Origin of the sequence: Sulfitobacter sp. HI0129 (assembly GCF_001635395.1) — a bacterium.
Taxonomy (GTDB): Bacteria; Pseudomonadota; Alphaproteobacteria; order Rhodobacterales; family Rhodobacteraceae; genus Sulfitobacter.
The window spans coordinates 1-1,615 of record NZ_LWGH01000682.1; the positions used below are offsets into that span (position 1 = coordinate 1).

Annotated in this window: 2 protein-coding genes; one reads left to right on the plus strand and one right to left on the minus strand. The window is 61.6% G+C overall.

Annotated elements, in window-relative coordinates; translation table 11 throughout:
- A partial coding sequence (locus A3764_RS17265; RefSeq protein WP_150122263.1) for a DUF1403 family protein occupies positions 1-532 on the minus strand: 532 nt, incomplete at its 3' end.
- Between A3764_RS17265 and A3764_RS24805 the strand changes: the two genes are divergently transcribed.
- Positions 531-776 (plus strand): hypothetical protein, encoded by a 246-nt coding sequence (locus tag A3764_RS24805; protein ID WP_150122264.1) that lies wholly within the window; start codon positions 531-533, stop codon positions 774-776. The two genes, A3764_RS17265 and A3764_RS24805, sit on opposite strands and share 2 nt — an antisense overlap.
- The last annotated feature ends 839 nt before the right edge of the window (positions 777-1,615 follow it).

The following is a 1,615-nucleotide window of genomic DNA, read 5'->3' on the forward strand; positions in this document are numbered from 1 at the left end:
AGCCAAGCGCTTGGGCGAGGGCCGCGTCGGCAAGGATAAACGCCGGCACGTCAGCGCGCGGCGCTTCCGTCAGGACCGTCTCCAGCACCATCGCGGCACGGGCTACCGGTGCGCCCTGCCCCGCATCGAGCCATGCTGCGATCGCGGCCTGCTCGAGGGTCGGCTCGGCTCGGCACAGCGCCTTGAGCGACACCGGTCGCTCCACCGCACGCCGCCAGGCCAGGAAGATTTCCCCCGCCGGTCCAGGCAGATCGCCCGGACGCAACAGATGCGCCGCGTCGCGCAACTCCCCTGCCCGCTCCGGCCGACCCGAAAACCCAACGCAAACCTCCGCCGCGCGCAGCGCCATCCGCTCCCGCAACAAGGCTTGGGGCACCTCTGCGCGTCCTAACACAACATGCAGGTGGTTGAGTGCCGCACCCGACAAAAACGTAACATCTTCAAGGGTTTCAGCACGCGCGGAGGTGACCCACGAGGGCATCCGGGGTAGTGTTTCAAGGTCGCTGATGGGGTCCGGTCGGGCGAATGTCATGCGTGAAGCCTATATCACCACGGCGCTTTCTACCACAGAATTAGAAAAAAACCGCCCCGCCTTGCGCGATCTACTTATGTCCAATAAGTTTGCATTATCGGACATCAAGGATTATGCTGGGAAGCAGTTCAATTGTCGCTTTAGTTTCATGGCCGGACTCGCCCAAAATCAGCCCTCTCGTCCTCGAAGTTTCCATTCCATCGGGGGACTGGGCTCTTGCTCAATCGCTGGACTCGTCTTGTGACGATGTCGATCGGGTCCTCTCCCTTGCTGATTGCTGCCCTGCGCCCGTAGGGTGCCCGCGGGATCGGCGCGGCACGTCTGAACAACCGCGCGGCCGCCTCAGGCATTGTCGCCATTGGAACCATCCGTTCTCCAAAGAGATCGCCAAGGATAACCAGCGTCAAGACACGCCATCGTACGGAAAGATGCTGGAGCGGGGCCGGCGCGCCTACGGCGGCTCGGGCCTCGAAAGGACAGTTCCATCCCTCTTGATCGAACCAAAGCGCCAAGACAGGACGCGCAGCACCCGCCCGATCAAGCGGTGCCCATAGCGCGCGTATTGTCCGCTCCAAGAGAGCCAGGTGACCCTTATCACCATTGATGATCCGCTCGACCTGCCGCTGAAACGTTAGAGTGCCCTCTGTAAATGCCGTGTCTGCACGATCCGCCCGCGCCCCTCCCCTGCCTGTGAGAAGACACTCGCATTTGGCGCAGAACACCCGAAGCAGACCCGTGCGCAACCTGAACGAAGTCCGCAGGTGGGCACCGCATTCAAGGCAGCGGTCCCGCAGCATCTCTTTGTGAACCGGGCAAACAACCCGTTCAACCAACCTCCAATCAGCCCGAATATAGGCGTCCCGCCCCACCGCGACATCCGCATCAAAGCAGGCAAAACATACGGATACACCTCCCCCTCTCGCACTCGAAATCCAATCGCGCGGCCGGTTGTGGTGCCTAAATTTCAATGAAAGGCGTTCGAGGCGCGCAGGATCGATCCTGCAGCCCCGCGCCCAAATCTTTAGTAGTTCCGGGTCAGGCGCTGTGTCATCAATCTGGCGTAGCAACGGTAGGGTATCCCTC